Consider the following 24,670-nt stretch of genomic DNA (forward strand, 5'->3'; position numbering starts at 1 on the left):
GCGCTTCCGCTCGTCGTGGCGACCGGCGCGGCAAGCAGAGCGCCGCAGCGGAGCCCCCCCGAGCTCCGCTGCGGCGCTCTGCTTGCCCCCCTTGCACCGGGGCTCTTACGGGACCCTGTCCACTTCTCTCTTCTCCCTGGTCTTCTCCGTGCTCTTCTCCGTCCGATGCGACGCGCATGCCACGCCCCGGGCCGGCGGGGCTGGAACCTTTATGCACGCCTGGGCTGAAGGTTTCACGCGGCTCGCCGCTTGGTTCTGGACACACGGCCATGCCACCGCGCGATGCGATAGGGGGCAAAACAAGCCGTCGCCGACATGTGCTTCCGTCAACGGCGCTCGTCGAGGCCCGCTGCGCGATCGAAGCGACGGAGTCGAGTCGAGCGCCATGTGTGACTTTCTCGCGCGCTGAGAGCAATGATCGTGAAACAGGCTGTTCACATGGATTCATGATCATCCGGATCCGCGAGCGGTAAGCGGGCTCAGCCAGCGGATGGCCTGCGCTCCGTCCTTGCGCCAAACTTGTCGAGATTGCTCGCATGCGAGGACGGCGGCAGCGGCTAGATTGAGCGTATGGTCTGGACATTCGGGGCTTACCTCCTGGTCGCGCTGGCGCTCGTGCTGCTGGGGGCGATCGGGCTGTGGGCGCACCTCTTTTACTGGGTCAAGCGGCTGACCTTCCCGCTCGAGTACAGCGTGGAAGAGGTCCTGCGGACCGAGGACGGCGCGCCGATCGAGATCCGCCGCGTCCCGGTCCCGCCCGGTGCGGCGGTGCAGCCGGACCTGCCGCCGATCCTCCTGGTTCACGGGATCGCCGCGAACCATAGAAACCAGGACATCCACCCCGACTACTCGCTGGCCCGACACCTCGCCACGCTCGGACGCGATGTGTGGCTGCTGACCTTGCGGAGCGGTCGCCTCCTCACCCGCCTTGAGCGCCGCAGCGTCCGCTTCTCGGCCATGGTCCGGTACGATCTGCCCTGCGCCTTCGACGCCATCCTGAAGCGCACCGGCGCCCGTTCGCTCGACTATGTCGGCTTCTCGATGGGCGGCATGCTCCTCTATGCCGCGCTGGGCCGGAGCGTGCCGGAGGGTCGGGTGCGCCGCGTCGTCGTCGTCGGATCTCCGGGCCGCTTCACCATGCCGACGCGCCTCATGCGCTTTCTGCCGGGCCGGCTGCTCCCGGGCGTGCCGCTCCGCTTCATGGCACGCAGCGTCGCGTTCGCCTCGGAGTGGCTGCCGACGCCGATTCACCACGCCGTGGCCAATCCGCGCAACGTGCCCCCCGGCGTCACGCGGATCGCGCTCGTCAACTGCATCGAGGACATCCCCGCTGCCCTGAACGCCGACTTCGCCGCCTGGCTGGCGAGCGACGGAGAGATCCGCGTGGACGGAGAGAGGGTGCTCGACGGCCTCGCGTCCGTCGCGGCGCCGGCCCTGTTCATCGCGGGCAGCGCCGACAGGATAGCCCCCGTCTCGTCGGTGCGCGCCGCGTTCGACGCGTGGGGGCGCGATCACCCGGAGACGCCGAAGCGGTTTCTCGTGCTCGGGCGCGATTTCGGGGCACGGGAAGATTACGGACACGGCGACCTGGCTGTGGGCGCCTATACCGGCGTCGAGCTCTTCGAGCCGATCGCCCGCTTCCTCGGCCCGGAGCGGCAGCCCGAAGACGCCCCGGGGCCCGAGACGGGCGCTCCGGCGCTGGAGGCCATCCAGGCGCGTCAACCGACCTCCGACGAGGCCGATCCGCTGCCGGATGTCCCGGCCGCGTGACGCCTGTGTCCCGCGCGGTCGCCTCACGGATTCCGCCGGACCGCTCCTCGTGCGCGGCCCGAGCGCTCCATCCCACCGAGTCCGGTCCGAGGGCGTGGAGGTCGAACGAGCGCGCGCCCATGCGCGGTGATCCCTGATTGCAGAGCGAAAGCGAAGAGGCGTACCCTCGGAATGTCTCAAAGCCACAAGGCGGCCCGCGTATCCGCCAAAGGAAGTTCATGAGTCAACCCGGATCGCGCTCCAGGTTCGAGCTGTCGTCCACAGCGCTCTGGCTGACGGCAGCTGTCCTCCTCGCCTGCTCTGTGTCCTGCGCGCACCAAGACAGCTCGATCGTGTCCTGCGATGACGGCCTCGCGCTGTGCGGCGGCGCGTGCATCGACACGCAGGCCGATCCCGGCAACTGCGGCGACTGCGACAGCGTCTGCGCGAGCGAGCAGCGGTGCGAGGCGGGCGAGTGCGTCGGTGAGGACAAGGGCGCCGGCGGGAGCGGCGATGACCTCGGCTCGAGCGGGACCGGCGGGGCGCTGTGCGCACCCGGCCTCGCGCTGTGCAGCGGGGACTGCGTCGACCTCGACATCCACCCGCATCATTGCGGGGGCTGCGGCCAGGCGTGCCCGATCGGGCAGCCGTGCGAGGACGGCGCCTGCCGCTGCGACGTCGGCCTCGCGGCGTGCGACGGCGGCTGCGCGGACCTGTCGAATGATCGGCTGCATTGCGGGAGCTGCGAGGTCCGGTGCGCCTTCAACCAGACGTGCATGGACGGGGCGTGCCTCTGCAACGAGGGCCTCACGGACTGCGACGGCAGGTGCGTCGCTCTGGCGAGCGACCCGGCGCACTGCGGCGCGTGCGGCGCGGCGTGCGACGCGGGGCTGGTCTGCCAGGCGGGCACGTGCACCTGCATCGTCGGCGAGCACGAGGACATCGGCGCGACGGTCCCGCAGGTCGTGAGGGGCACGACGCTCGACGCAGACACCTATTTCGGGCTCGCCTGCGTGGCCGCCGGCTCGACCGAGGTCGTCTACAGGTTCACGGCGGAGGAGCTCGGTACGTACAGGTTCGATACCGCCGGGTCGAGCTACGACACCGCCATCGCCGTCCTCGGCTTCGCCGTCTGCGACGAGCTCGCGTGCAACGACGATCGCGGGGGGGCCGAGGCGGGCGCCTCGGTGATCCTCGATGAAGGGGAGGGGGTCCTCGTCGTCGTGTCGGGCTACAACGGCGCGCAAGGCGACTTCGTTTTGAGCATCGACCGGGCGGCGCCGCCGGTCTGCCCGGTGGGCAACATCGATCCGACTCTCCCGCGGGCGGTCAGCGGCGACACCTGGGCGCTCGGCGACGCCCTCGTGCCGAGCTGCGGCTCGGTCGACACCCCCGACGCGAGCTACACGTTCACCGCGCCGCACGCCGGCAGGTACATCTTCGACACGGCCGGCTCCTCGTACGATACCGTCCTCGAGCTGCGCAACGGGAGCTGCACCGGCTCGGTGATCTCCTGCAACAACAACATCTCGGCGGGCACGACGTCGCGCATCGTCGCGAACCTCACCGCGGGCCAGACGGTGGTCGCGATCGTCGATGGCTTCGCCGGCGAGTCGGGGCCCTTCACGCTCAACGTCACCGAGTACGTGCCGCCGCCGTGCCCGGAGCTCGTCCTCGGCACCACGTTCCCGCAACAGGTGACGGGCACCACCGCGATCCTGGATCGCGAGAGCGCCCTCCCGGCGCCCTGCGCCAGCGGCGGTGGCCCCGAGGTCGCCTATGCGTTCACCGCGCCGGCGGACGCGCTCTACACCTTCGACACCGTCGGCTCCGCCTTCGACACGGTCCTCCACCTCCACGACGGCACGTGCAGCGGGCCGAGCCTCGGGTGCAACGACGACTCGTCCGACCTGCAATCGCAGGTGAAGGCGCTGCTCAAGGAGGGGCAGACGATCGTCGTTGTCGTGGACGGTTACAGCGGCGCGGCCTCCGGCGCCTTCACGCTCAACGTGAGCCAGACCCTGGTCCCTCCGTGCCCGCAGATCGATCTCGGGTCGACGGCGCCTCAGACCGTGACCGGGACGACCGCGGAGGCGGTGGACATCCTGCGCCCGACCTGCGGCAACGCCGGCGGCCGCGAGGCGACCTACAGCTTCACCGCGCCAGTGACCGGCACGTACATCTTCGACACGTTCGGATCGAGCTTCAACACGACCCTCGCCGCGCTCGAGGGCACCTGCTCCGGGGCCACGATCAAATGCAACGCCGACGCGGCGGGAGGCCAGCAGTCGCGGCTGACGCTGAATCTCGAGGAGGAGCAGACGATCCTCCTCCTCGTGGACGGCGATTCGGCGAGCGCGTCGGGCGATTTCACGCTCAACGTCGATCGGTTCGCCGGCGGCGGGACGTGCTCGGCGCCCATCGATCTCGGCTCCGGCTACCCGCAGGTCGTCACGGGGAGCACCGTGGAGCAGCCCGAGTCGGTCACCCCGACCTGCGGCTCCTCGAGCGCTCCAGAGATGATTTACAGCTTCACCGCGCCGGACAGCGGGACGTACGTCTTCAATACGTTCGGCTCGAGCTTCGACACGATCCTCCAGATCTTGAATGGGAGCTGCAGGGGGACGTCGCTCGGGTGCAACGACGACTCGGGCGGCCCGCAGTCGCGTGTCTTCGCCGATCTGACCGCCGGTCAGACCGTCTTCATCGCCGTCGACGGCCGCGGCACCAGCGCCGGCGATTACGTGCTCCAGGTGGACCGGTTCCGCGGCCCGGGGACCTGCTCGACGGCGATCGCCCTCGGATCGGAGCTGCCGCTCACCAGGACCGGCACGACGTCGAGCCATCCCAACGCGGTGTCGCCGAGCTGCGTGACCGGATCGAACGCTCCGGAGATGGTGTTCACCTACACCGCCCCGGTCAGCGGCAGGTACGTCATCGACACGATCGGCTCGTCGTTCAATACCGTGCTTCACGTGCACACGAGCGGCTGCAGAGGCCTCGAGCTCGGCTGCGACGACAGTTCGGGCGGCTCCGGAGCGTCGCGGCTCATTCGAAGGTTCAACGCCGGTCAGGTCATCACCGTGGTCGTCGACGGATACGGCGCGGCGTCGGGCAACTTCACGCTGCACATCTCCCCCGCCGATCCGTGAGAATGCGCCGCGCGTGTCCTGAAGCCGGTCTGGCGGTGCTGCCATCCACCGTGCTGTGTTCGCCGCGGCGCCTGCGCGAGGCGCGGCGAGCGCCGTCCAGGCCGCGGCTCGATCCGCGTTGTGTCAGGCGAACCTCGCAGACGTCCAGCGCCCCCGCCCGTTGCGGATACCTCGGCCGTGGGCGTATTCTGGCATGCGACTCGTTATCCGCTCCGCCTCGAACGGCGAGGTACCCCCAAGGATGGATATGAACAGATCCGGATTGCGCCCCAGGCCCGCCCTATCGTCCGCTGCGTTGCTCCTGGTCGCAGGGGTTGTCCTCGCGGCGTCCTGCGCCGAGAGCTCCAACGCGGCGAACCCGTGCACGGACGGGCAGTCGCAGTGCGACGGCGTGTGCGTCGATATCCAGGCGAGCGATGAGCATTGCGGCGCGTGCGGCGACGCCTGCGAGGCGGAGCATCGCTGCGCGGAGGGCCGCTGCGTCGAGGAAGGCGGCCTCGGAGAGGGCGGGGGCGGCGGGGACGTCAGCAGCGGTACGGGCGTGGGGACCGACGCGTGCAGCGAAGGCTGGGCCGAATGCGGCGGCCGCTGCGTGAACATCGAGGCCGACCCGCGGAACTGCGGCGATTGCGAGGTCCGGTGCGCGGCGGGGCAGGTCTGCGAAGACGGCGCCTGCGCCTGCGCCGACGGCCTCACGGAGTGCGACGGCGCCTGCGTGGACGTGCTGATCGACAGGGCCCACTGCGGTACCTGCGCGTCCAGCTGCGCACCCACCCTGCTGTGCGTCGAGGGCGCCTGCTCCTGCTCCGAAGGTCTCACGGACTGCGGCGGCTCGTGCGCCAACCTGCAGACGAGCGAGCAGCACTGCGGCACCTGCGGGGTCGCGTGCGAGCGAGGGGCGTTCTGTCAGGAAGGCGCCTGCTCCTGCGTCATCGGCGCGCACGACGTGATCGAAGACACGTTCCCGCAGACGGTGACGGGGACCACCGTCGCGGGAGAGGCGAACTACGGGCTTGCGTGCGTGGCAGCCGGCTCATCGGAGCGGGTCTACCTCTTCACGCCCGCCGAGGCGGGGACATACACGCTCGACACCTTCGGATCCGGCTTCGACACGGCCCTTGGCGTGGTGGGGGCGACCACCTGCGCTCAGCTCGCCTGCAACGATGACAGCGATGACAGCGGGGGCCCCCAATCCAAGCAGTCCAAGCTCCGCGCGGTCATCGAGGCGGGTGAGCCGGTCTTGATCGTCGTGACCGGCTTCGGCGGACTGGAGGGCGACTTCACGCTCCACCTGTCGAAGGCCGGGCCGCCGCTCTGCCCTTCGGGGGACGTCGGCGACGAGCTCCCGAAGAGCTTCTCCGGCGACACCGAGCTGCTCGGCGACGCCATCACGCCGAGCTGCGGCCACGCCGGCGGCCCCGACGTGAGCTATACCTTCACGGCGCCGGCAGCCGGAAAATATGTATTCGATACCTTCGGCTCCGAGTTCAACACCATCCTGGAGCTGCAAGACGGCGCGTGCAACGGTGAGGTGATCGCCTGCAATGACGACTCGCGAGAAGGGTCGCAGTCGCGCGCCGCGGTGGAGCTCCGCGCCGGTCAGACGATCGTGGCCGTCGTCGATGGATTCGAGACCGCGGGGGGGCTCTATACGCTGAACATCTCCGAGTGGGAGCCGCCCCCGTGCCCCATGGTGAACCTCGGCTCGACCTACCCGCAGTCGGTGACAGGCAACACATCGGGCCTCGATAACCACCTCGTGTCGCCCTGCTCCACGAGCGACAGCCCCGAGGTTAGCTACAGCTTCACGGCGCCCGTCGACGGCCGGTATACATTCGACACGGTCGGGTCGAGCTTCGACACGGTGCTCCACGTTCACGACGGCAGCTGCACGGGCCCCTCCCTGGGCTGCAACGACAACGGGATGCCCTCGTCCCAGGCGGTGGTGTCCACGCCGCTCTCGGCGGGACAGACAGCGTATGTGGTCGTGGACGGCGCGTTCGAGAACTCCGGCGCCTACAAGCTCAACGTGAGCGGCCTCCCGGCGCCCCCGTGCCCGGCGAACGTGCTCGAGTCGGCCGTCTCGCTGGTCGTGACGGGGACGACCGACGGCCTCGGCGACTTCGTGATCGCGCCCTGCGGCGTGCCCGGCGGCGCCGAGGCGACCTACAAGTTCGTCGCCCCGGTCGATGGAGTCTATCTCTTCGATACGTTCGGCTCGAGCTTCGACACGGTCGTTCACGTGCACGACGGCACGTGCGGTGGCCCGTCGCTCGGTTGCAACGACAACACCACGGGCCACCAGTCGCGGGTGGCGGTGCCGCTCGTCGCGGGGCAGGAGACCGTCGTCGTGGTCGATGGCTCCGGGCCGGCCGCCTCGGGCACGTTCACGCTCAACATCAACCTGTTCGACGCCGAGGCCACCTGCGCGAAGCCCATCGACCTCGGCTCGACGGTCCCGCAGACCGTGTCGGGCTTGACGTTGCTCCAGCCGAACTCGGCCGCGCCGCGCTGCACGACGTCGAGCGGCAACGACCGGGTCTACCGCTTCACCGCGCCGGCGGACGGGACCTACATCATCGACACGGTGTCCTCGACCTTCGACACCGTCCTCCACGTGCATGACGGCGACGGATGCACCGGCGCCGAGCTCGCATGCAACGACAACGCGAGCGGGGTCGCCTCGCGGGTGAGCGTGACCCTCACCGCGGGCCAGGTGATCACGATCATCGGCGACAGCCGGTCGTCCTCCTCCGGCAACCTCGTGCTGCACATCAACGCCGAGCCCTAGACCAGGCCTGGCCGGTCGTGCATCGACCCGGAAGAGGAGGCGCCAAGAACGCCAAGGGACAAGAGGGTCAAAAAAATCTCTTCTTGGCGTCCTTGGCGTCCTGGTGGTTGAGGCCGCCCGCTGCGCCTCCTCGGCCGAGGGGCGAGCGGAGGAGGGCGACGCTCGAGGCGCGGTGGGGGCAGGTGGACCGGCGTGGCGCGATGGATGGCGGGTGGCGGCGGTGCGCGCGCGCGCGCGCTCGATGCCCGATGCCCGATGCCCGATGCCCGATGCCCGATGCCCGATGCCCGATGCGCGACGCGCGACGGGCGTTCCCTAGGAGTTTTCTTGAGAGCAGCGCGCGCCCGTGCGAGTCTCGCCCCCTGGGACACGCGTCCGTCATCCGGGACGCGCCCCCTGTGATCCGGGTCGAATCATGCCAAAGGAACGCGTGTTCTCCCTCGATGCCGTCCGGACCGACGGCTGGTTCGAGCGCATAGGCGACGGCATCGGCAGCTTCCAGGCGCTCTGTGAGATCGTGGGCGAGGCGTTCTTTGCCTTCTCGATGATTACCGGCGCCCGCATCACGGCGCTCACCGTCGACCGCCGCAACCCGGACAACACGCTCGTCGACTTCGTTATCGCGCCGCCGGGCGAGGAGGAGATCGACGGCGACGTCCAGCGGCTCACGCTCGCCGACTTCCGCCACCGCCTCGTCGGCGCCCTCCTCACGGAGGACACGACGCCGCAGGCCCCCGAGCGCGACACCGACCTCGAGGGCATCCAGCTCCACATCGGCGTCCGCTACCTGCTGCTCGCCCCGCTCTACGGCTACAGCCTCCGCAAGCTCTCCGTCGAGGGGAAGACCTCGCGCCTCCTCCTCTTGCGCGACGGCATCGAGGAGACGCACGAGCTCAACGAGTTCCGCGCCCGCATCCGCTCGCACGTGCGCGACGAGCTCGAGCGCGCCTCGGCCGGCGCGCGCTCCGCCATCGACCTCACCAAGGTCGCGGAGGCCGAGGTCGCCTCGCAGCGCGGCGACTTCCCGAAGGTGATCCAGCTGCTCGGCACCTGGCCGGCGCCGCTCGCGATCTTCCTGCGCACCCCCGAGGGGCAGATGCTCACCCCGGACGCCCGCAGCCTCATCGCCAAGGGGCTCGGCCTGCTCGGCACCGCGTGCGTCAAGCTCGGCGAGGAGCACCAGGGCGAGGAGGTCATGCGCCTCGCGGTCCAGTACGCGCACGACGGGGCCGCGGCCGGCGACATCTTCCGCCGGCTGGGCGAGGCCATGCTCGAAGACGGCCGGGCGGGCGAGGCCATCGGCCCCCTCCGGCGCGCCGCGAACCTCGGCGCCCCGCCGAAGCACATCTGGCCGCTCCTCGCGCGGGCGTTCGTGCACCGCAAGAAGTACGTGGCCGCGCTCGCCTGCGTCCGCGAGGCGCGGAGCGTCGGCGTGCCGGACGCCGAGATGGTCGAGGAGATCCGGGAAATCGAGGACAGCCTGGGTACGGCGCTCACCGCGTGGAGAGGGCTGGTCCTCGTGGCGAACCGCTCCTAGGATTGCGACCCCGCCGGTTGCCCGCCGGTTGACTGACCGCCTCCATTGACACCCCCGCGGCGGCCGACTAGATCCGGCGCGGATTAAGCCGGGATCGCTCGGAATTTTGCTGTTTCAGGCAGCAATCGCCGCGTCGCTCTCACCTTGTTGGACTGCATGGTTCGGGGCCGCGGGCCCTGAGGTCTCGCCCGAGACGCCGCGCGCCGCGGCGAGGCGGTCGACCCTCCCCGGGGCCGACCCGTAGGAGTGCTCTCTCGATGGCCACCTACATCCCCTTGTTCCTGCTGTTTCTCGTCGCCGCGGTCATCGCGCTCGCGATGTTCACGCTGACGTCGCTCCTCGGTCCGAGGAACCCGACGCCCGAGAAGATGATGCCGTACGAGTGCGGCAGCGACTCGACGGGCGGGCGATTCGTCAAGCCGAGCGTGAAGTTCTACCTGACGGCGATCCTCTTCGTCGTGTTCGACATCGAGGCGGTGCTCATCTACCCGTGGACGGTCCAGTTCCGCTCCCTGGGGTGGACGGGCCTCGCGACGATGAGCTCGTTCGTCGCGATGCTCGCCGTCGTGCTCGTGTACGTGTGGAAGAAGGGAGCTCTGGAATGGGAGAAGTGAAGGGCGGAGGCCCCTCGACGCGGGTGATGGAGGGCTCCGAGCACGGGTTCGCGACCACGCGCCTGGACGCTTTGCTCAACTGGGCGAAGAAGTACTCCCTGTTCCAGTACCCGTTCGTGACGGCCTGCTGCGGCATGGAATACATGGCCATGGCGAGCCCGCGCTACGACATGGCGCGGTTCGGCGCCGAGGTGCCGCGCTTCTCGCCGCGCCAGGCCGACCTGCTCTGGGTGGTGGGGACCATCAGCCAGCGCCAGGCGCCCGCGCTCCGGCGCATCTACGAGCAGATGGCGGACCCGAAGTGGGTGCTCGCCTTCGGCACGTGCGCCTCGTGCGGCGGCTTCTACGACAACTACACGACCGTCGCCGGCATCGACAAGATCATCCCCTGCGACGTCTACGTGCCGGGGTGCCCGCCGCGCCCCGAGGCGGTGCTCGACGGCCTCTTGCTGCTCCAGGACAAGATCGCGCGCGGCGACCGCGCGCCGGCGATCGTCAAGCCGCGCGAGGACCCGGCGCAGACCTCGGAGCGCCTCGTCACCCTCCAGCGCAAGGAGCGGAGCCAGCCATGAGCAAGAAGGTCCTCGAGATCCTCACGGCGCAGTTCCCCGGCGCCGTCCTGGAGACGCACTCGCAGTTCGGCGACGACACGGCCGTGCTCGATCCGGCGGTGTGGCGCGACGCCGCGCTCTTCCTCCGCAACGACCCGCGGACCCGGATGAACATGTTCGTCGACCTCACGGCGGTCGACTACCTCTGGCGCGGCGACGTGCCCCGCTTCGAGGTGGTCTGCCACCTGCGCTCGCTCGAGAAGAACCACCGCGTCCGGATCAAGGCGCGCGTGGGCGACGAGGAGGGCAACGGCGCCGAGATCGACTCCGTCGTGTCGGTGTGGAAGGGCGCGGACTGGTTCGAGCGCGAGTGTTACGACCTGCTCGGCATCGTCTTCCGGGGGCACCCGGACCTCCGGCGCATCCTGATGTACCCGGAGTTCGTGGGGCACCCGCTGCGCAAGGATTACCCCGCCGACCGCATCCAGCCGCTCATCCCGTTCCGGGAGGTGCCGAACATCGGCAAGCTGCCGCCGTTCGGCCCGGACGAGGGCATGGCCTTCGGCCGCCAGACGCACGACTTCGCGCGGCTCGACCCCGGGACGGGGCCGTCGCTCGAGTCGACCGGCGGGGATGAGGCCGCGAACAACGGCAAACCGCAGGGCATCGGCGTGGGTGCGCTGCAGGAGCGAAGCTGACCGATGGAACCCCTGGATCGCGATCTGGACGAGGCCTCGCTCGATCTGCCGAGCGAGCCGATGCTCCTCAACATGGGGCCGTCCCACCCGGCGATGCACGGCACGGTGCGGATCGTGCTCGAGCTGTCCGGCGAGACGATCAACAAGGCCGACGTGCAGATCGGCTACCTGCACCGCGGCTTCGAGAAGATGTGCGAGCGCGGCACGTGGACGCAGGTCTTCCCGTACGTCGACCGGCTCAACTACGTCTCGCCGATGCTCAACAACGTCGGCTTCGCGCTGGCGGTCGAGAAGATGCTCGGCGTCACGGTCCCCGAGCGCTGTCAGTACTACCGCGTGATCCTCGGCGAGCTGGCGCGCATCTGCGATCACATGATCTGCAGCGGCGCCATGGCCATGGAGCTCGGCGCCTTCACGCCGTTCCTCTACCTGTGCCGCGCGCGCGAGATCTTCTGGGAGATCTTCGAGGAGGAGACGGGGGCGCGCCTGACGCACAGCTTCGGCCGCGTCGGCGGCATGGCGCGGCCGCCCACGCCTGACTTCAAGGCGATGGTGCGGGTGGGCCTCGCGCGCGTGCTCACGCTCATCAGCGACTCCGAGAAGCTCATCCTGAAGAACCGCATCTTCCTCGATCGCCTCGACGGCATCGGGCGGATCTCGCAGGAGGACGCCCTCGCGCTCGGCTGGACCGGCATCGTGCTCCGGGCGACCGGCGTGCCGTACGACGTGCGCCGCGCGAACCCGTACATGGTCTACGACCGCTTCGAGTTCGACGTGCCGGTCGGCACGCGGGGCGACAACTACGATCGGTTCATGTGCCGCCAGGAGGAGATCCGCCAGGCGGCGAGGATCATCGAGCAGGCGCTCGATCAGATGCCCGACGAGGGCCCGATCAACATCGACGATCCGCGCATCGTGCTGCCGCCGAAGGAGGAGGTCTACACGACCATCGAGGCGACCATCCAGCACTTCAAGATCGTGATGGAGGGCATCAAGGTGCCCGCCGGCGAGTGCTACTCGTACACCGAGGCCGGCAACGGCGAGCTCGGCTTCTACCTGGTGTCCGACGGCAGCGGCACGCCCTACCGCGTCCGCATCCGCCCGCCGTGCTTCGCCACGACGCAGGGGCTCTCCCAGCTCATCACCGGGCTGATGATCCCCGACGTCGTGCCGACCTTCGGCTCCCTCAACATGATCGGCGGGGAGTGCGACCACTAGCGACGGCGCTCCCGTCATCGACCTAAGGAAGCTGGGGCGCCCGCGGCCCCGCCGGGAATCGAGAGCACGATGCCTACGATCAAGATCGACGGAAGGGAGATCCCCTTCGAGAGCGGTGACACGATCATCCGGGCGGCGCACCGCGCCGGGATCGACATCCCCCATTACTGCTGGCACCCGGGCCTCAGCGTCGCCGCCAACTGCCGGATGTGCCTGGTCGAGGTGCTGCCGCCGCCCGGGAGGCCAGCGATGAGCCTCGACATCCTCCGGTGGGACGCGGCGAAGCAGGACTACGTGCCGGCGGCCAAGCCGAAGCTCCAGCCGGCCTGCCAGATGGCGTGCGCGAACGGCATGGAGGTGCTGTCCGACGGCAGCGATCACGTGTCCGAGGCGCGCTCGGCGGTGCAGGAGCTCCTGCTCCTGAACCACCCGGTCGACTGCCCGATCTGCGACCAGGCCGGCGAGTGCCGCCTCCAGGACTACTGGCTCGAGCACCAGCGCAAGGGCAAGCGGATGCACCAGGAGCCGGTCCACAAGCCGAAGGCGGTCACCTTCGGCCCGACCATCGTCTACGACGCCGAGCGCTGCATCGTCTGCACGCGGTGCATCCGCGTCTGCAACGAGCTCGCGCAGGATCCGGTGCTCTCGGTCCGCGAGCGCGGCAACCTCGGGGAGATCACGGTCTCGCCGGGGCGCGAGCTCGACCACAACTACACGCTGATGACCGAGCACGTCTGCCCGGTCGGCGCGCTCACGTCGCGCGACTTCCGGTTCAAGGCGCGGGTCTGGTTCCTCCGCAGCGCCCGGACCGTCTGCCAGGGCTGCGCGACGGGCTGCAACGCCTACCTCGACTACGATCCGCGCAACAACACGCCGTACCGGCACCGCCCGCGCGAGAACATGGCGGTCAACACGTACTGGATGTGCGACGACGGCATGCTGTCGTACCGGCACGCGGTCGACGGGCGGCTGCTCACGGCGCTCGTCGGCAACGACGACGCGAGCATCGAGGACGCCCTCGCCGCGGCCAAGGAGCAGCTCGGCGGCCACGCCGACGACCCGTCGCGGGTCGCGATCGTCCTGTCGGCCCAGCACTCGAACGAGGACAACTTCGCGCTCTACCACCTCGCCACGACGTACCTCGGCGCGACCGACTTCTTCGTGTCGGGCAGGCCGCTCGGCCAGGGCGACGACATCCTGATCAGCGAGGACAAGAACCCGAACACCCGCGGCGCCGTGCAGATCGCGGCGGTGACCCCGCCGCGCCCGGTCGCGGAGCTGCTCCAGGGGATCGCGTCGGGGCAGTACGCGTACGTCGTCGCCCTCGGGTCGGACCTCGAGGTCGACGCGGGCGAGGCGCAGCGGGCGCTCTCGCGGCTCAAGGGGGTGGTGACGATCGCCGCCCACGAGGGGCCGCTGGCGAAGGCGGCGCGCGTCGCGCTGCCGGCGTGCTCCTGGGCCGAGGCCGAGGGGACGTACGTGAACAGGAAGGGCCTGGCGCAGCGGAGCGAGCGGGCGTTGCTCCCGCACGGCGACGCGCGGCCGGCCTGGGAGCTCATCGGCCGGCTCGGGCGCACGCTCGGGTACGAGACCGGGTGGAAGACCCTCGCCGAGCTGCGCCGCGCGATGCCGCCCGGCGCGGTCGCGGGGGCGGGCGCGCCGGCCGCGGTGCTCGGCGCCGCGCCCCCCGCGCACACCGCGGCGGCGACCGCTGTCGCCGACGGGTCGCGCGTCGAGCCGAAGAAGACGGAGGCCACGGCATGACTGTCGTCGAGCTCGTTCTCGCGATCGTGAAGATTCTCATCGTCGTCATGTTCCTGCTGAACATGGCGGCGATCGCCACCTGGGCCGACCGGCGCCAGGGCGCGATGGTGCAGGACCGCGTCGGTCCGAACCGGGCGGTCGTCTACCTGCCGTCCATGATCGTGCGCGGCGTCGTGTTCTTCCCGCCGGCGCTGCTCGGGGCGCTCGCCGTGTTCACGGCGACGCGCGCGATGCCCGCGCCGGCCGCCGTCGAGGCGCTGGTGATCGGCGCGCAGTTCGCGGTCTTCGTGACCTGGCTCGGCCTGCTCGTGTTCTGCGCGGCGGCCCGCCGGGGCGGCCCGATCAACGCGGCCGAGGAGGCGCTCGCCCGCTTCGACCCCCGCAGCATCTTCTACGCGGGCGTCATGGCCCACGTGCTGGCCTTCTTCGTCACGCAGGCGGTCCCGCTCTCGGCGGCGCCCACCGCCGCGCGGGTCGTGTGCGTGCTGCTCGGCGCGCTGCTCGTCGTGACGGGCGCGTACACCGCGCTGCGCGTGCCCGAGGGCAAGGTGCCGCTGCGCCTGCTCGGCACGCTCCACGCCGCGGCCGACGCGATCAAGATGATCTGGAAGGAGGACTTCATCCCGCCGAAGGGCGATCGGCTCCTCCACTCGCTCGCGCCGCTGCTCGCGATGTTCCCGGCGCTCGTGACGTTCGCGGTCATCCCCTTCGGCGACAAGCTCTGCTTCGAGGACAACGGCGACGGGGTCTTCGGCTTCGGCGACCTGCCGCTCCTCAAGCGGACGGTCGACCAGGCGTTCACGTGCGGCGGCCACGTCGCGAGCCTCCAGGTCGCCGACCTCAACGTCGGCATCCTCTACCTCTTCGCGATGGCGGGCACCGGCATCATCGGCGCCGCGCTCGCCGGCTGGGCGAGCGACAACAAGTTCTCGCTGCTCGGCGGCCTGCGCGCCGCGAGCCAGATGGTCAGCTACGAGGTCGCGATGGGCCTCAGCGTCGTCGGGCTCTTCATGATCTACAGCAGCGTCCGGCTCGGTGACATGGTGCAGTGGCAGGCCGAGCACGCGTGGGGGATCTTCGTCCAGCCGTTCGCGTTCTTCCTGTTCCTCGCCGCCCTCGCGGCCGAGACGAAGCGCATCCCGTTCGACCAGCCCGAGGGCGAGAGCGAGATCGTCGCCGGCTACTTCGTCGAGTACTCCGGGATGAAATTCGGCATGTTCATGACGGGCGAGTACGTGGAGCTCATCACGTCGAGCGCGCTCCTCGTGACGCTCTTCTTCGGCGGCTACCACCTGCCGTTCCTGGACCGCGACGGCATCAACGTCGTCTTCGGCGAGACGGTGCTGTTCCAGTACAAGATGACCCACCTCGCCGTGAGCCTGACGTACGCCCTCGCGTTCTTCGGCAAGACGATCCTCATGACGTGGGTGCAGGTCTTCTTCCGCTGGACGCTGCCGCGCTTCCGTTACGACCAGGTGATGCGGCTCGGGTGGACGAAGCTCCTGCCGCTCACGCTCGTCAACATGATGGTGACGGGCATCGTGGTGCTGGCCGTCGACTCGGCGCCCGAGGGGCTCCGCAGCGGCCTCCAGGTCGCCGCGGACGTCTCCCACGCGCTCGTCGCCGTCGGCGGGTTCGCGGCGGTCGTGGCGCTCATCGCCGGTCTCCTCGAGCCGGTCGATCGCCAGCGCACCCTCGCTTCAACCTCTGCCCGGTTCGCCGCCGCGGCGGGGGGCACCAAGGCGTCGCCGCAGCAGGCGTAGAGGAGGATCCCATGGCGAAAGCTACCCCGAGCAACCCCTGGACGAAGCCGGCCGGCCGGCCCGTCGTCGGCAAGCCGGTGCCGCGTCCTGTCCGGAGCGCCGACGTGCAGGCCTACATCCCCGAGATGGTCAAGGGGCTGGGGATCACGATGAGGCACTTCTTCAAGAACACGAAGGAGATGGTGCTCGGCCAGAAGCCCGACCCGGTGCTCCACTCGCTCGAGCCGGGGGTGACGACGATCAGCTACCCCGAGGAGAAGCGCCCCTACCCGGAGCGCTTCCGGGGCATCCACCGGCTCACGCTGCGCGACGACGACTCGCCCCGCTGCGTCGCGTGCCTCTGCTGCTCGACCGCGTGTCCGGCGCAGTGCATCGCGATCGAGCCGGCCGAGTACCCCGCGGGCGATCGGCGGCAAGGCTACGAGCGGTACCCGAGCAGCTTCGTCATCGACGAGCTCCGCTGCATCTTCTGCGGCTACTGCGTCGAGGCGTGCCCCGTCGACGCCATCCGCATGGACACGGGCCTCCACGCGGTGCCCTACGACTCGCGCGAGCAGTTCATCTACCGGCGCGATCTCCTCATGAGCCTGTCCGATCGCACGGGCTCGCGCCTGACGGCGAACAGGCGCCACGAGCCGGGCGACCCGACGCACCCCGGCCTGTCGCGCGAAGCCGCGGATCACTGAGCCAGCCTCGCCCGGCGGAGCCGGGGGGCCTCTCGCCGGCGCGTGGTTCTGCTAGAAGAGCGGGCCATGGCGACGACGTACGGCTCCTTCGAGGCGGTCATCGGGCTCGAGGTCCACGCGCAGCTCCTCACCCGCACCAAGGCGTTCTGCGGCTGCGCGACAAGCTTCGGCGACCCGCCGAACACGCACACCTGCCCTGTCTGCCTCGGCCTGCCGGGCGCGCTCCCGGTGCTGAACCGCGAGGCGGTCCGGATGGCGGTGAGCGCCGCGCTCGCGCTCGGCTGCGCCGTCCAGGAGAGCAGCATCTTCGCGAGGAAGAACTACTTCTACCCGGACCTCCCCAAGGGCTTTCAGCTCAGCCAGTACGACCGGCCGCTCGCGCTGCGCGGCGTGCTCGAGATCGAGACCGAGGCGGGGAAGCGGCGGGCGGGGATCACGCGCGTCCACATGGAGGAGGACGCCGGCAAGAACCTCCACGGCATCGGGGGCCTGTCGGTCGTCGATCTCAACCGCGCCGGCACGCCGCTCATCGAGATCGTCGGCGAGCCCGACCTCCGCTCGGGCGTCGAGGCGGCCGAGTACCTGAAGCGGCTGCGCGAGATCCTGATGTTCATCGGCGTGAACGACGGCAACCTCGAGCAGGGCAGCTTCCGCTGCGACGCCAACGTCTCGGTCCGCAGGGTCGGGGAGACGAAGCTCGGCACGCGGACCGAGCTCAAGAACATCAACTCGTTCCGCTTCGTCGCCGAGGCGATCGACCTCGAGATCCGCCGGCAGATCGGGCTCATCGAGCAGGGCGGCCGGGTGCGGCAGCAGACCCGCGGGTACAACGCGGAGAAGAAGGAGACGTACCTCCTCCGCGACAAGGAGAACGAGTCCGGCTACCGCTACTTCCCCGAGCCGGACCTGCCGCCGCTCGTCGTGGACGAGGCGTTCCTCGCCGAGGTGCGCGCCGCGCTCCCGGAGCCGCCGGCCGACAAGCGCCGCCGCTTCGCCGAGGCGCTCGGGCTCACCCCGTACGCGGCGTCGGTCCTGAGCGGCCACCCGCAGATCGCGGCGTTCTTCGAGGAGGCGGCGCGCCTCCACGGCGACGCGGTGAAGGTCGCGAACTTCGTCCAGGGCGAGGTGCTGCGCGACACCCGCACCACGGGCCTGTCCGCCGCGTTCCCGGTCTCCCCGGCGCAGGTGGCCGCGCTGCTCCGCCTCGTCGACGAGGGGGCGATCAGCGGCAAGCAGGCCAAGGAGGTGTACACGGAGATGACCGGCACCGACAGGGCGCCCGGCGACATCGTCCGCGACAAGGGGATGGCCGTGATGAGCGACGCCGGCGCGATCGAGGCGATCGCCGCGTCGATCATCGCCGCGAACGAGAAGCAGGCGGCGGCGTACCGCGCCGGCAAGACCGCGCTGCTCGGCTTCTTCGTCGGGCAGATCATGAAGAAGACGGGGGGCAGCGCGAACCCGGCCGTCGTGAACGATGTTCTCAAGCGTCTGCTCGAGGGCGATCCCGTCGCCGGCGCGTGACGCATCCAAGGATCGCCTCGCGCTCGAGCCGCCCGGCGACCAAGACACCCGAAGCATGGTCAGCGCTCTTCCCATCGACGCCCTCCGCTTCCCCCTCCGGGCCGCCGGCTTCGTCGGCCTCACCTTCGGCATGTACGGCCTGCTCGAGATCGACACCGCGCTCTCCAGCGCGCCCGATCGCGAGGTGGTCCTCCATACATGGATGCGCCGCTACGGGCGCGCGCTCCTGAAGCTGTACGGCCTCGACGTGCGCGCCGGCGGCCTCGTCCAGGCGGAGCCGGTGCAAGGTCCCACCGGAGGCGCGGTCGACCCTGCCATGGCGAGCGGGGCGTACTACCCCGGCCGCGATCCAGCGGGCCTCGGGCGGCTGTTCGTGATGAATCACCGCTCCGCGCTCGACATCATGGTCACGCTCGCCTTCTTCGAGGCGACCGTCGTGAGCCGCGCCGACCTCGCCGCCTGGCCGGTCATCGGCATGGCGGCGCGCCGCGTCGGAACGCTCTTCGTCGACCGATCGAGCAAGCGGAGCGGCTCCGCGGTCGTGCAGGCGATGTCCACGGCGCTCAGGCGCGGCCGTGGTGTGATGGTCTACCCCGAGGGGACCACCTTCTCCGGAGATGAGGTGCGGCCGTTCCGCGCGGGCGGCTTCACCGCGGCGTGCCGCGTCGGGGCGGAGATCGTCCCTGTCGGGCTCGCGTACGGCGGCGACGGTTCCTCCTACGCGGACGAGTCGCTCGCGGCGCACATGGCCCGGGTGAGCCGTGCGCGACGTATCCCCGCGGCGATCGAGGTCGGCGCGCCCATCGCCACGACAGGCCAGGACGTCGGCGCGGTCCGTGACGAGTCGCATCGGGCCGTCCAGACGCTGGTCCACCGCGCCCGCGCGCGGCTCAGCGCCGACGGTTAGGCGTCGCTCTCTGTTCCTACGCCGCTGGCTTCTGCGATCGGCCCTCGCTACGATGCGGCCGCCGGCGACCATCATGGAGCGTGAAGGCCATCCCAGCGAGACCGCCATGGCATGGCAGGTCGTGAATCATCCCCGCGGTGGGGCGATCCATAATGAGCTGATGTTCCTGGCGGACGCGAGCGAGCAGCTCACCGGATCGCTTGATCCGCACACGATCCTCGAGCGGCTCGCGCGCCTGTCGGTGCCCTACCTCGCGGACTGGTGCACGGTCGACCTGATCGAGCGCGGCACCGCCGACGCCATGGGCCTCATCGGCTCCGTGCCGCCGCCGCCGCCGTCCGAGGCTGGCGGGCCGCCGTTCGCGCCCGGAGTGAGCGCGCTCGACGTCACGCCTGCGCCGGGGATCCACGCGCAGCGGCGCCAGCGCGCCGTGGCCGAGGCGGCGGGCTCCGATCGCGCGGGGCATGCGGGCGCGCCGCAGCAGCGGTTCTGCCGGGTCGCGGCGAAGCACGTGAACCCCGAGCGCGAGGGGCTCCTGCGCGCGATCTCGCCCGACGCCGAGGAGCGCCTCGGCATCGCCAAGGTGCTGCACAGCGGCGAGTCCGAGCTCCTGCACGAGCTCGACGGCGATCAGGGCGAGGAGGCCGTCGAGCGCGCCGCCGCGCTGGAGCAGCTCGGCACGCGCTCGGCCATGGCGGTGCCGCTCATCGCGCGCGGCCGCAAGCTCGGCGTGCTCTCGTTCGGCGTCTCCGAGTCGAACCGCATCTACTCCGCGGACGACCTCGTGCTCGCGGCCGAGCTCGCGCACCGCGTCGCGCTGGCGCTCGACAACGCGTATCTCTACCGGAAGGCGGAGGAGGCGCGCCAGTCGGCGGAGCGGAGCGCGGATCGTGCCGCCTGGCTCTTCGCGGTCACGGCCGCGCTGTCCGACGCGATCACGCCGCCCGCGGTGCTCCGCGTGCTCGCGAGCGACGTCGTCGCGGCCGCCGGCGCGATGACGGGCATGGTGGCGCTGCGCGCCGGGCTCGGCGGCGAGCTCGAGACGGTGCGCTCGACGGGGTACCTCGAGGCGCAGATCGCGCGCTTCAAGACGTTCGATCTCAGCGCGGAGCTGCCGCTCGCGCGCGCGGTCCGCGAGCGGCAGCCGATCTTCCTCGAGTCGGACGAGCGCTTCCGCGAGTTCGAGCCGGGCTTCGCGTCCTGCTGCGAGGCGACGGGCGAGCGCGCGTACGCCGCGATCCCGCTCTTCCTCGAGGGGCGCGTGCTCGGGGCCGTGGGCTTCGGCTTCTCGGCGCCGCAGTCGTTCTCCGAGGACGACCGGGCGTTCATGCTCGCGCTGGTCCAGCAGAGCGCGCAGGCGCTCGAGCGGGCGCGCCTCTCCGCGTTGCAGACGGAGGAGGCGATGCACCTCTCGCACGAGGTGCTCAAGCAGATGCCCGAGGCGATCCTCGTCACGGACGTCGAGGGCAACATCCGGTACTGGATGGGCGAGGCCGAGTCGATCTTCGGCTATCTCTCCGAGGAGATCGTCGGCAAGAGCATGGCGCTCCTGCACCGCGACGACGTCCGCGAGGAGACCACGCGCCGGATCCTCCAGCAGATCGAGGACGCGCGCACCTTCGTCGGCGATGTCCCGTGCGTGCGGCGCGACGGCTCCGAGGTGCCGATCGAGGTGACGGCGTACGCGGTGCACGACCAGGAGGGTCGCCCGCTGTTCCTCGTCGGCATCCACCGCGACATCACGGATCGCAAGCGGGCCGAGGAGGAGCGCGCGCGCCTGATCCGGGTGCAGGCGGCGCGCGCCGAGGCCGAGGAGGCGGCGCGGCGCTTCGCCTTCCTGGCCGAGCTCAGCACGGCGCTCGCCGCGTCGCTCGACTTCACGGCCACGCTCCAGTCGCTCGCGCGGCTCGCCCTCCCGGTGCTCGCCGATTTCTGCCTGGTGGACATCGACGACGGCCTCGGCCTGCGCCACGTCGCGGTCGCGCACGTGAGCCCGCTGAAGGAGCCGCTCCTCCGGTACTTCCACCCGAGCCGCGTCGACGGCGAGCCGGGCCCGGTGGCGCGCGTGCTGCGCACGGGCCGGTCGGAGCTCTACGCCGACGTTCGCGGGGACGTGCTCCTGCACGAGGCGATGACGAGCGAGGAGGCGGCGGCCAACCGGGCGCTCGCGCCGCTCTCCTACCTCGTCGTGGCGCTCCGCGCGCGCGGGCGGATCCTCGGCGCGATCTCGCTCGTCTCGTCGGAGTCCGGCCGGTTCTTCGAGCGGCCCGACGTCGCCTTCGCCGAGGAGGTCGCGCATCGCGCCGCGCTCGCGCTCGACAACGCGCGTCTTTACCGCGAGGTGCAGGACGCCAACCGGCTGAAGGACGAGTTCCTCGGGACGGTGTCGCACGAGCTGCGCACGCCGCTCAACGCGATCCTCGGCTGGGCGCGGATGATGCAGGCGGGCTCGCTCGATCGGGTCGCGGAGACGCGCGCGCTGTCGGCGATCGAGCGCAACGCCGAGCACCAGGTGACGCTCATCGACGAGCTGCTCGACGCGTCGCAGGTCGTGACGGGCACGCTCAAGATCGAGCGGCTCGCGGTCGAGCTGACGTTGCCGGTGCAGACGGCGGTCGAGTCGATCCTCCCCTCTGCCGCCGGCAAGGGCGTGGCGATCGAGACGAAGCTCGACCCGGAGGGCGTGTTCGTGGAGGGCGATCCGGCGCGGCTCCAGCAGGTGGTGTGGCACCTGCTGTCGAACGCGGTGAAGTTCGCGCGCCCCGGGGGTCTGGTGCAGGTGCAGCTCTCGCAGGACGAGCGCTTCGCCGAGATCCGGGTGACCGACGACGGGGAGGGGATCTCGGCGGACGTGCTCCCGCACGTCTTCGAGCGTTTCCGGCACGAGGACGGCGGCATCGGGCGCCGCCACGGCGGCCTTGGCCTCGGGCTGTCGATCGTGCGGCACCTCGTGGGGCTGCACGGCGGCATGGTGCGCATGACGAGCCCCGGCCCTGGCCGCGGGACGACGTGCGCGATGCAGCTGCCGCTGTCGACGGGCGCCACGGCGACGGCGCTGACGAGCGCGGGCATCGCGCCCGATCCGCGCAACCCGTTCCCGCGGTTGACCGGCGTGCGCGTGCTCATCGCGGACGACGATCCCGACACGCTCGCGATGCTCTCGGCGGTGCTCCGGCGCTGCGGGGCCGAGGTCAGCACGGCGACATCGAGCGCCGAGGCGCTCAGGCTGCTGGAGACGTCGGAGCCGGCGCTGCTCGTCGTCGACATCGGGATGCCTGGCGAGGACGGGTACTCGTTGATCCGGAAGGTGCGGGACCTGCTGCCGCGCAAGGTGGGTCGGACGCCGGCGCTGGCGCTGACGGCGTACGCGCGGACCGAGGACCGGGTGCGGGCGCTCGTGGCCGGCTACCAGATGCACGTGCCCAAGCCGATCGAGCCGATCGAGCTGGCGGCGGCGGTGAAGAGCCTGGCGACGGGGCTCTTGCCCTGGTCGCGGGACGAGTGACGGGCGCTCCAGGAGGCACGCGCCGGGGTGGGGGTGTGCGCGGCAGCGCGCGGGGGGGCGCTCGGCCATCCGCCAAGACGGGGGCGGGGGAGCTTACGCTGAGAGCACCGCCCGGCACGTCTCACTTCGGGACATGCCCACTGAGACGTCTCGTTGCGCGCCACATGAGACACGCCTGAGACGTGGAGCCCGCTCGGCGCCGCCGCGGGCGCTGGTCATGCGACGGAGCATGGACGCCTTGAACCTCCACGGAGGTGCGATGACGCTGCACGCCTGCCCGTGGCACGTGTCGTGTTTGCTCCAGGCGAGCGTGTGACCGGACCGCGATCGATCCCAGGGCGCCTGGAAGGGGCGCAACGCCGCCGAGAATCGACCTGCGTTCAGCGCGGCTGACGCGGTGCGGTCCGTTCCTGGCGCACTGGTTCCGGTGCGAAAGGGCGCGAGAGAGGCTTATGTCAAAGCTGAAGGCGCACACACCCGCCGGCGCTGGTGTGGCGATCAATGGCAAGTACAAGCTCGTCGAAAAGATCGGCGAGGGCGCCATGGGCTCCGTCTGGTCGGCGATCAACCTCGCCACAGGGCGCGAGGTGGCGCTCAAGCGGATGATCCGCGCGGAGCCGGAGCTCCGGGTCCGGCTCGAGCGGGAGGCGCGAAGCTGCGGAGCGCTCCAGCACCGGAACATCGTGGATGTCTATGACATGGCCGAGACGGACGCCGGCGATCCGTTCCTGGTGATGCAGCTGCTCTCGGGCGAGACGCTGGCCGAGCTGCTGCTGCGCAGGCGTCGTGTCGAGCCGGAGATCGGCGCGGGCATCGGCAGAGACGTCGCGAGGGGCCTCGCGGCGGCGCACGAGCTCCACATCGTCCATCGGGATCTGAAGCCTTCGAACATCTTCTTGCACCGGGAGACCGGTGTGGAGGGGTGGGTCGTCAAGGTGCTGGACTTCGGTGTCGCCAAGAACCTGTCGATCAACGACGGACTCCACACCATGCCAGGCGGGGTGGTCGGATCTCCGCTGTACATGAGCCCGGAGCAGGTCAAGGCGGACAGGACCATCGATCATCGCACCGACATCTGGACGCTCGGCGTCGTGCTGTTCGAGATGCTCACCGGGGAGCGGCCGTTCCGGGGGGACGCGACGGAGGTCTTCGCGGGGATCCTGAGCGGTGAGATCCCCACCCTGGCGCGGACCCTGTGGCGCGTGGACCGGCGGCTCGTCGACATCGTCGCCCGCTGCATGCGGCGAAACCGCGAGGAGCGGTTCGGGACCGCGGCGGAAGTGGCAGAGCTGCTCGACCAGATCGCGACGGCACGAGGAGCGCTCCCCTCCGCGCCAGGGAGGACGCGCGAGGCGCCAGAGGCGGCGCCGCCGCAGAGCATCGCGCGAAGTCCGCTCTCGACGCCGCCCTCCTCGCGGACCTCGGGCGCCGACGGTACCGCGAACGCCACGGACACCGACAAGGCCACTCCGAGCCACCGGCGGGACCCTGAGAGCTCGACAACGCCGCTGGTCACGAGCTCGTCCCAGGTGAACCTCGCCGTCAGGGCCATCCCGCCCGGAGCGCTTGAGCCGCCGCGACAGGACGCGAGCCCGAGGTGGAATACCAGGGTTGCGGCCGCAGCCGCGGCGGTTGCGTTGTCCGGGCTCGTCGCGGTGGTGCTGGTCTTGCCGGGGAGACGTGCGCTTCTCGCCGAGGCGCCGGCGGCGCCGGCGCACGAGAGCGCCGGCTCGCCGGCGCTGCCGTCGCAGCGCCCTCCCGAGCCTCGCGCGATGGCGTCCGAGCCTGGCGTCACGGCATCGAGCCCACCGGCGCTGGCCCCGCCGGGCCCGGCGCGGGCCGACGGAAGCACAAGGCGGATGTCGGCGGATGGAGCGAGTCTGGAGCCTGAACCGCCTGCGCCAGTCCTGACATCCAAGCAGCGTGTGGACGCACCGTCTGCTGGCACGAGCACCCAGAAGCCGCTTTCGCCCCGCCAGCCTTCAAATAGACAGTCGAAGGCCGATCCTTGCCCGGGGAAAAAGGGATTTCTACGGGTCCTCTGTCTGGACAGAGAAGAGCGAGGGCGCAGACCCTAGGATCCGCAGTGATGGGAAGCGGTGAGTTCCAGGCGGAAGCGCTCTGGCGGGCATCCTGGGCCTGTCGCACTGCAGGGGTCGGCGCCGCGGCGCGATGGCCGAGACGGCGGTGCTCCTGCGCCTCTCGAGCCCC

At 70.6% G+C, this 24,670-nt stretch carries 15 protein-coding genes; all 15 read left to right on the plus strand.

Annotated elements, in window-relative coordinates; all coding sequences use genetic code 11:
• Positions 1-570: 570 nt before the first annotated feature.
• The 15 genes from WMF36_RS02925 (at position 571) to WMF36_RS02995 (ending at position 24,537) form a co-directional block, all read left to right on the plus strand.
• Entirely contained in the window at positions 571-1,770 is a 1,200-nt protein-coding gene (locus WMF36_RS02925; protein WP_437578044.1) for an alpha/beta fold hydrolase, read from the plus strand.
• 218 nt (positions 1,771-1,988) lie between these two features.
• Positions 1,989-4,901, plus strand: coding sequence for an MXAN_6577-like cysteine-rich protein (locus WMF36_RS02930; protein ID WP_437578045.1), 2,913 nt, complete (start codon positions 1,989-1,991; stop codon positions 4,899-4,901).
• Positions 4,902-5,196: 295 nt separating this feature from the next.
• Positions 5,197-7,692, plus strand: coding sequence for an MXAN_6577-like cysteine-rich protein (locus WMF36_RS02935; protein WP_437578046.1), 2,496 nt, complete (start codon positions 5,197-5,199; stop codon positions 7,690-7,692).
• 415 nt (positions 7,693-8,107) lie between these two features.
• Complete coding sequence (locus WMF36_RS02940; protein WP_437486267.1) at positions 8,108-9,229, plus strand: hypothetical protein; 1,122 nt, start codon at positions 8,108-8,110, stop codon at positions 9,227-9,229.
• A 257-nt stretch (positions 9,230-9,486) separates the two neighbouring features.
• Positions 9,487-9,843, plus strand: coding sequence for an NADH-quinone oxidoreductase subunit A (locus WMF36_RS02945; RefSeq protein ID WP_437486269.1), 357 nt, complete (start codon positions 9,487-9,489; stop codon positions 9,841-9,843).
• A gap of 26 nt (positions 9,844-9,869) precedes the next feature.
• The gene (locus WMF36_RS02950; RefSeq protein ID WP_437581845.1) at positions 9,870-10,415 is read left to right on the plus strand and encodes an NADH-quinone oxidoreductase subunit B; all 546 of its coding nucleotides are present in this window, start codon (positions 9,870-9,872) and stop codon (positions 10,413-10,415) included.
• Entirely contained in the window at positions 10,412-11,092 is a 681-nt protein-coding gene (locus WMF36_RS02955) for an NADH-quinone oxidoreductase subunit C (RefSeq protein WP_437578047.1), read from the plus strand. The genes WMF36_RS02950 and WMF36_RS02955 overlap by 4 nt, the downstream gene beginning before the upstream one ends.
• A gap of 3 nt (positions 11,093-11,095) precedes the next feature.
• Positions 11,096-12,310 carry an NADH-quinone oxidoreductase subunit D gene (locus WMF36_RS02960; RefSeq protein ID WP_437578048.1) on the plus strand — a complete coding sequence of 405 codons (1,215 nt, stop codon included), beginning with the start codon at positions 11,096-11,098 and terminating at the stop codon, positions 12,308-12,310.
• 69 nt (positions 12,311-12,379) lie between these two features.
• Positions 12,380-14,074: a 2Fe-2S iron-sulfur cluster-binding protein gene (locus WMF36_RS02965; RefSeq protein ID WP_437578049.1), complete on the plus strand. Its 1,695-nt coding sequence runs from the start codon at positions 12,380-12,382 to the stop codon at positions 14,072-14,074.
• Complete coding sequence (locus WMF36_RS02970; RefSeq protein ID WP_437578051.1) at positions 14,071-15,837, plus strand: complex I subunit 1/NuoH family protein; 1,767 nt, start codon at positions 14,071-14,073, stop codon at positions 15,835-15,837. The genes WMF36_RS02965 and WMF36_RS02970 overlap by 4 nt, the downstream gene beginning before the upstream one ends.
• Before the next feature lie 11 nt (positions 15,838-15,848).
• A complete protein-coding gene (locus WMF36_RS02975; protein WP_437578052.1) occupies positions 15,849-16,523 on the plus strand; it encodes a NuoI/complex I 23 kDa subunit family protein in 675 nt (224 codons plus the stop codon).
• 66 nt (positions 16,524-16,589) lie between these two features.
• Entirely contained in the window at positions 16,590-18,047 is a 1,458-nt protein-coding gene (gatB, locus tag WMF36_RS02980) for an Asp-tRNA(Asn)/Glu-tRNA(Gln) amidotransferase subunit GatB (protein WP_437578053.1), read from the plus strand.
• A gap of 55 nt (positions 18,048-18,102) precedes the next feature.
• Positions 18,103-18,954 carry a lysophospholipid acyltransferase family protein gene (locus WMF36_RS02985; RefSeq protein ID WP_437578054.1) on the plus strand — a complete coding sequence of 284 codons (852 nt, stop codon included), beginning with the start codon at positions 18,103-18,105 and terminating at the stop codon, positions 18,952-18,954.
• 160 nt (positions 18,955-19,114) lie between these two features.
• Positions 19,115-22,459, plus strand: a complete 3,345-nt coding sequence (locus WMF36_RS02990) for a GAF domain-containing protein (RefSeq protein WP_437578056.1) — start codon at positions 19,115-19,117, stop codon at positions 22,457-22,459.
• A gap of 452 nt (positions 22,460-22,911) precedes the next feature.
• Entirely contained in the window at positions 22,912-24,537 is a 1,626-nt protein-coding gene (locus WMF36_RS02995; protein WP_437578057.1) for a serine/threonine protein kinase, read from the plus strand.
• The last annotated feature ends 133 nt before the right edge of the window (positions 24,538-24,670 follow it).

The sequence above is a fragment of the Sorangium sp. So ce887 genome, from assembly GCF_051521455.1.
Taxonomy (GTDB): domain Bacteria; phylum Myxococcota_A; class Polyangia; order Polyangiales; family Polyangiaceae; genus Sorangium.